This is a genomic window from Shewanella sp. SM73 (genome assembly GCF_025653795.1).
In the GTDB taxonomy this organism is placed as follows: Bacteria; Pseudomonadota; Gammaproteobacteria; order Enterobacterales; family Shewanellaceae; genus Shewanella; species Shewanella oncorhynchi.
Genome location: NZ_JAKKRY010000022.1, coordinates 41,781 through 48,272 on the forward strand (window position 1 = coordinate 41,781; position 6,492 = coordinate 48,272).

At 47.7% G+C, this 6,492-nt stretch carries 9 protein-coding genes, 1 tRNA gene and 1 rRNA gene; 7 read left to right on the forward strand and 4 right to left on the reverse strand.

Annotated elements, in window-relative coordinates; genetic code table 11:
• Window positions 1-126 precede the first annotated feature (126 nt).
• The 7 genes from L5M51_RS21460 (at window position 127) to L5M51_RS21490 (ending at window position 4,696) form a co-directional block, all read left to right on the forward strand.
• Window positions 127-714: a cytochrome b/b6 domain-containing protein gene (locus L5M51_RS21460; protein ID WP_263174560.1), complete on the forward strand. Its 588-nt coding sequence runs from the start codon at window positions 127-129 to the stop codon at window positions 712-714.
• Between the two features lie 53 nt (window positions 715-767).
• Window positions 768-1,214 carry a DUF1924 domain-containing protein gene (locus L5M51_RS21465; protein ID WP_263174562.1) on the forward strand — a complete coding sequence of 149 codons (447 nt, stop codon included), beginning with the start codon at window positions 768-770 and terminating at the stop codon, window positions 1,212-1,214.
• Between the two features lie 102 nt (window positions 1,215-1,316).
• Entirely contained in the window at window positions 1,317-1,880 is a 564-nt protein-coding gene (locus L5M51_RS21470; RefSeq protein WP_173242641.1) for a diacylglycerol kinase, read from the forward strand.
• The gene (locus L5M51_RS21475) at window positions 1,873-2,139 is read left to right on the forward strand and encodes a PepSY domain-containing protein (RefSeq protein ID WP_173242639.1); all 267 of its coding nucleotides are present in this window, start codon (window positions 1,873-1,875) and stop codon (window positions 2,137-2,139) included. Before L5M51_RS21470 ends, L5M51_RS21475 begins: the two co-directional genes overlap by 8 nt.
• Window positions 2,139-2,798 (forward strand): response regulator transcription factor, encoded by a 660-nt coding sequence (locus tag L5M51_RS21480; protein ID WP_173242637.1) that lies wholly within the window; start codon window positions 2,139-2,141, stop codon window positions 2,796-2,798. The genes L5M51_RS21475 and L5M51_RS21480 overlap by 1 nt, the downstream gene beginning before the upstream one ends.
• Window positions 2,799-2,803: 5 nt before the next feature.
• Window positions 2,804-4,120, forward strand: coding sequence for a sensor histidine kinase (locus tag L5M51_RS21485; protein WP_263174565.1), 1,317 nt, complete (start codon window positions 2,804-2,806; stop codon window positions 4,118-4,120).
• Window positions 4,121-4,219: 99 nt separating this feature from the next.
• Window positions 4,220-4,696, forward strand: coding sequence for a GNAT family N-acetyltransferase (locus L5M51_RS21490; protein ID WP_263174566.1), 477 nt, complete (start codon window positions 4,220-4,222; stop codon window positions 4,694-4,696).
• Window positions 4,697-4,793: 97 nt separating this feature from the next.
• Here the strand turns inward: L5M51_RS21490 and L5M51_RS21495 are convergent, their stop codons facing one another.
• The 4 genes from L5M51_RS21495 to rrf all read right to left on the reverse strand — a co-directional run.
• Entirely contained in the window at window positions 4,794-4,991 is a 198-nt protein-coding gene (locus tag L5M51_RS21495; protein ID WP_006079715.1) for a hypothetical protein, read from the reverse strand.
• A gap of 411 nt (window positions 4,992-5,402) precedes the next feature.
• Window positions 5,403-5,915 (reverse strand): DUF1993 family protein, encoded by a 513-nt coding sequence (locus L5M51_RS21500; protein ID WP_063885021.1) that lies wholly within the window; start codon window positions 5,913-5,915, stop codon window positions 5,403-5,405.
• A 379-nt stretch (window positions 5,916-6,294) separates the two neighbouring features.
• Window positions 6,295-6,371, reverse strand: a tRNA-Asp gene (locus tag L5M51_RS21505).
• Window positions 6,372-6,407: 36 nt separating this feature from the next.
• Window positions 6,408-6,492, reverse strand: a 5S ribosomal RNA gene (rrf, locus tag L5M51_RS21510); the annotation flags it as partial.

Below are 6,492 nucleotides of genomic sequence, written 5' to 3' on the forward strand. Positions count from 1 at the left end.
TCGCCACATGAGTAAGCGCACCACTCACCCCCATCAATTCGATAAATGTTCGCGCCTCAAAATTTAAGCGAGGTTTAAGTTTGGGTTAAGTAGCCTACACCTAAACCCACTTAGGAGCGTCACACCATGTCATCAAACACACTGCAAACCATCAAAGTCTGGGACCTGTTGATCCGCATATTCCATTGGTCACTCGTCGGCTTTTTTACCTTAGCCTACCTCACTGAAGGCGAAGACGAGTGGATGACCATCCACAGTTACGCAGGTTATAGCATCTTAATTTTACTGGTGTTTCGCCTGCTCTGGGGCGTGATGGGTACCCACAATGCGCGCTTTAGCAACTTTATCACTCGCCCTAAAGAAGTGCTGGTGTACCTCAAAGGACTCGTCACGGGCAAAGCCAAAGACTACATAGGCCATAACCCCGCTGGGGCAATGATGATAGTGGCCTTGATTGCCAGCATAGCCATCGCGGGATTCTCAGGCATGGCGCTGTACGCCACCGACGGACACGGCCCATTAGCTACGAGCTTTTTCGCCACTTGGCCCGAAGGCGCCATAAAAGAAGTCCATGAATTCTTTGCCAACTTCACAGTGTTCCTTGTGGTCATCCACGTTGGCGGCGTCATCGTCAGCAGCCTGTTGCACAAAGAAAACTTAGTCAGAGCCATGGTCACGGGCAAGAAACAACGCCCTGTGGAACAAGAAGATTAATCCCTTAGCCATTTTGCTTAGCAATAAGATATCCAGCCCAAAAGGAATGCCCTATGAACAGATTAACCAGACACACGAATAAAAGTCGCCTTGCCATTGTCGCAATTTCAACCTTGCTGCTGACTAGCCTCAGCGTTAGCGCCGTCAACAGTAAAGTGCAAAGCCTGCCACTTAGCGCCGAGCGCATCGGCACGCAACTGCAACGCTATCAAGCCCAAGGCGCGGGACCTTTTACCGCCACCGCAGGACAAAAGCTTTGGCTACAGGACATGGACGGCCGCAGCTGCGCCAGTTGCCATACCGCCAAAGTCACTGACATGGGGATGCACCAAAATACCCGTAAACCCATTGACCCTATGGCGCCGTCGATTACCGCAGATCGGTTAACCGACTCAGCCAAAATTGAGAAATGGTTTACCCGTAACTGTAACTGGACCTTTAAACGCGACTGCACGCCGCAGGAAAAAGGCGATGCCTTACTCTGGTTAAGCCTGCAATAACCGCCAAATTTCGACCGTATCACTCATTCAATAACTCATTTAATTAGATCGATTAATTTCAATACCTTCCACAGAAGGTAACGGCTCAAAAAGGAAGATGTCATGACTCAACAAGCACACCCTATTAGCTGGATCTTAGGTTCATCACTCACAGCCGCGGCATTGGCCATTGGCGTTATCGGTGTCAGCCTAACCTTAACTGGCACAGGCTATGCGGACGATGGCCGCGAGCTCAGCCGCGCCGTTCCACAGAATGCGGAATACACGGCAGAATGTGGTAGCTGCCACATGGCTTATCCAGCCAATTTACTCCCCGCCAACAAGTGGCGCGCCATTACCGCAAATCTTGATAATCACTTTGGTGACAACGCCAGCCTAGATACTCAAGTCACTGCTAGAATTGAGGAATATCTGGTTCAACATGCAGCGCAAAATGGTAAGGTGATGAAAAACAGCACGCCGCTGCTCGTAGGTTCTGGGCCGCAGAAGATCACAGAACAGGCATTTTTTATTGGCAAACACGATGAGATCCCCAGACGTATGGTGCAAGATAACCCCAAAGTCGGCTCATTCAGTCAATGCAGCAATTGTCACAACCTCGCAGAGAAGGGCATATTCGATGAAGATACCGTTAATATTCCTGGTTTTGGCCGCTGGGATGATTAGCAGTCCAAGCACTGATGCCCACGACGATGATCTTTCCAGCAAGGTGGTCGAGTGGGTTAAGGAGGGCAAAGTTTTGCCCTTCGACACCATAATGCAACGCTATGAATCACGGCTAAAGGGACGGTTGCTCGATCTCGAAGTCGAGCAAAAACATGGAAGGATCATCTACGAGCTCGAAATCCTTCGTGACGATGGCATAGTGTATGAAATCAAGATTGACGCCAAAACCGGCGAGTGGCTAAAGGAAAAGGTCGACTGATGCGCTTGCTATTGATTGAAGATGATACCGATCTGGTCGCGCGCCTCATTCCCGCCCTTAACAAGGCGGGTTATACCGTCGAGCACGCCGATAACGGTATTGATGGCGCCTTTTTAGGCGAAGAAGAAAACTTCGAAGCCGTGATCCTCGATCTCGGTTTACCCGGCAAACCCGGTCTACAAGTCCTCGGCCAATGGCGACAAAAAGGCTTAGCCATGCCAGTGCTGATCCTCACCGCCCGCGATGCTTGGCACGAGCGAGTCGATGGCCTCAAGGCGGGTGCCGATGATTACCTCGGCAAGCCTTTTCACATTGAAGAACTACTCGCAAGGCTCGAAGTGTTGATCCGCCGCCACTTTGGCCGTGCCGACAATATGTTGCAGCATGCAGGCGTCTCCCTCGATGTCGACAAACAAGCCGTCACCAATGTTGATGGTGAAGTGATAGAACTGACTAAGCTTGAATATCGTCTGCTGCATTACTTAATGGTCAATCCCAGCAAGATCGTCTCTAAGTCAGAGCTCAGTGAACGCATTTACGAAGAAGATCAAATCAAAGACAGCAATGTCATCGAAGTGTACGTCAACCGCCTGCGCCAGCGCTTAGGCAAGGATTATATCGAAACCCGCCGCGGCCAAGGTTATCGACTCAAGGAGTAAAAGGCGTGTATTCACTCAAGGGTTATCTGACGCGCAATCTGCTGATCACGCTCACCTTTGCCATGGTGTTGTTACTGTATTTTCTGTACCAAGGTATCCAAGTATTAACCCAAGACTTTGTCGCTTCGCGTCTACAACACGATGCCGACAGCCTGATCTCCGCCCTGAATCATAATCCCGATGGCACATGGGCGCTCACCACCGACCGTTTACCCAATGTGTACCACAGGGTTAATTCTGGGCATTATTTTGCGATTCAAATCGGCGAGCAAACTCTGCGCTCACGCTCCCTATTCGACCATAACGTAAACATGCTTAAGCTGACCGCTGGTGAACAACGCCAAGCCACTGAGTTTATCGGCAAAGAACATTGGCTGATGTTCAGTCAGGCCGTTATCAAAGATGACCAATTAGTTACTTTGTGGGTGACAGAAGACATCAGCGAGCTCGAACAAACCCAAGTGCAATTTTTAGCCTTTGCCAGCGCAGCCGTGTTGCTCACGATTGTTATTCTATTAATGGCGCAGTATCAGCTACTGAAACGCGGCTTTAAACCCTTAGAGCAGATGCCAGAAGCTATACGGCAAATGCGCACCCAAGGGCAAGAAATCAATCCTGACCAAGTGCCAAGCGAGATAGTCCCACTGATCGAAGAGATAGATCGTTTAGTCAATCAATTGGGCCAGCGAGTACAACGCTCCCGTAATGCCTTGGGTAACTTAGCCCACGAAATGAAACGTCCGTTACAAGGGCTGCAGTCCTACCTAGAAAGCCTTCCACCAGAACAGCGGAGTGAGGGCAGCAAGGTGCTCGCAAACCTGCACCACATCATCGAGAGAGAGCTTAAGCGCACTAAGATTGTCGGCCTGTCCACTCCAGGGCGTTATACCGTGCTCGATGACGATCTTGCGCCGCTAATCAAAGTAATGCAGCGTATTTACCCAGACCGCATTATTCATAGCCATTACGCGAGCGGCTTAGTGATGCCGTTTGATCGGGATGACTTACTCGAACTCTTAGGCAACTTGCTGGATAATGCCTGCAAGCATAGCCGCAAGAACATTGAGATCCGTATAGTGCATCAAACGGCTCCCACCGCAGGTTATGGGATCATAGTCAGCGATGATGGCGAAGGCGTCTCCGATGCCGCGCTGTCCGTTATCATTGAGCGCGGCATTCGGCTAGATGAAAGCATCCAGGGCCATGGTTTAGGATTATCTATCTGCAAAGATATCGTCGACAGTTATCAGGGCGAGCTCGGTTTTAGCCATGCGAAACAAGGCGGGCTTAAAGCCAGCGTATTTCTGCCGCTCCCGAGTTAAACGGTATACTCACTCGGCCTGTGCCCACTGAGTTCATGCAAGCCAATAGAGGGTATAATTTGCCCATTCCCCCTTTCAGCAATCAGTCTAGAGATTTATATGAAAGTTATCGACCTAAAATCGGCCCCGCAGCACATTCCACAATTGGCGGAGTGGCATCATCAAGCATGGGCACATTTGAGTTCTGCGGATGCTTCTGTCACTACGTTGATTGAGGAAATGAACGAGTATTTAACTGACGCCGCCATCCCCAAGATGTTTATCTGCGAACAGGCAAATCAAGTGATGGGATCATCTTCATTGATCATCGCAGATATGGACAGCCGAACTGACTTAAGCCCGTGGCTCGCCAATGTGTATGTGAATGCAGACCATCGAAATAAAGGATTAGGTAAGTTGCTAGTCAATGCCGTCATTGAGCATGCTAGAGCGATTGGTTTACAGAAAATCTATTTATTTACTGCAGATAAAGCCGATTTTTATCGATCGCTGGGTTGGTCAATTATTTCACTGGAAGATTATAAGGGCGAGTTGGTCACGATAATGGAGTATAAATTGAGTCAGCAAAGTTACTAAGTTAAGAGAGCAAGCTCCACGACGGACGTCGTGAAGCTGTACATGCGGGCTAAATATCTAAATGTGATATCCAATACTTAGCGACAAGCCAATGGCTTTAGTCAATTTCAATATCCACACCGAAACGATTGGATAGTTGGCGTTGCTCGTGCAGAATTTCAATTCGGCGGCGAGTGTCTTGGGTCAACTTGTCTTTGAGGCGCAAACCACTAGTAATGGCGGCTTTTTTTGCTTTCTTGCTCTTAGTTGTCGTTGCATCAGTTGGACTCTCGACGGCTTGAGATTCGATAGACATAGCTAACTCCTTTAATTAGAACCTTAAATAGGCTCTTCCAGTAAATCCCTGTTCAAAACGAACAAACAGGTCATCTTTATAATGAGTCAATTCGCCATTCACTATTTAAGTAATAGATAATTTGGCGACTCATAAACTTACGGCCCATATCATTTACCTAAGCCAACAAAATTAAATCACATGCTAACAGGATAAAAATAATCGAGACGTAAGGTCGAAATGAAAAACTGAGTATTGATTGACTTCATCAGCGTAACAGAACCCTAACGAGTCCTAAATTTCCAGCGACAAAGCGGCATAACATAGGTAGAGAAAGAACAGGTGGTAATGCAGAAAGGTTGGTAAGCTCAAGCGGCAAAACGCTGCTGCGCAACAATTAGGCTACGCAACAGTACTACATCTAGCCTAGATTTACGACTTATATGGCATAGCGCCGAGGTAATCTTTCTTGCCAATTTCAACACCGTTGTGGCGCAAAATCGCGTAGGCTGTTGTTACATGGAAGTAAATGTTCGGAATAGCATGCTCAATGGCAAACTCATAACCTGTAAGATATTTTCCTTCCCATCGTGGTTGTGAGACATGGATCGTGGCCGCATTAGCAAAATCATCCGCTTTAAACGTTGCTAAATAATCCAAAACTGAGCTAATACGCGCTTGCAACTCAGCCAGCGTCGTCTCGCTATCATCATGCTTTGGCACTGTATCTAAGTTATCAGTCAAACGTGCTACGCCAATTTTGGCAGTATCGCAGGCAATTTGAACTTGGCGAATAAGATTGAATTGATCCGGCGCTAAACGTGAGTTTAAAAGAACCGCCATATCAACTTTCTTGAGGTTTGCGAAGCATTCGCCTTTTTCAAGAATAACGCTTAAATTTTTCAGCATCTTGCTAAATTGTACAACCGTTAAATCATAAAGCATGGCATAGACCTCATTGATGGACGCTACAAAACTGCAGCACTTAAGACGATCTTGGGGCAAATTACTCAATTTCAATCATTCTTGGAATTTAAGTATCTGCTTAATAATAAATACTTCAATATAAACGATATTAAGTCAATTAGGACAAGAAAAAGATAGACGTTACCTGTAGGGATAGAGCGTCAGCTACAAGCTAAGAGATTAAAATTATCTCGGACTGATCCGAATAACAATAACGTACACTCGTAGGAATTGGGATGGCTGGGTATGACGATAACCATGTGCTTCGAGCTCGAAGCATGTGCGTCACTGACACGAATTATCCGCGACGCCATAACGAAAAAAGCCTCATCTTTCGATGAGGCTTATCTCTTAATGTTGGCGGAGCGGACGGGACTCGAACCCGCGACCCCCGGCGTGACAGGCCGGTATTCTAACCAACTGAACTACCGCTCCTTTAGGTTAACGTCTACACGTTAACCTAAATTAGGCGCTTGGCGATGACCTACTCTCACATGGGGAGACCCCACACTACCATCGGCGCGTTTGCGTTTCACTTCTGAGTTCGGGATGGGAT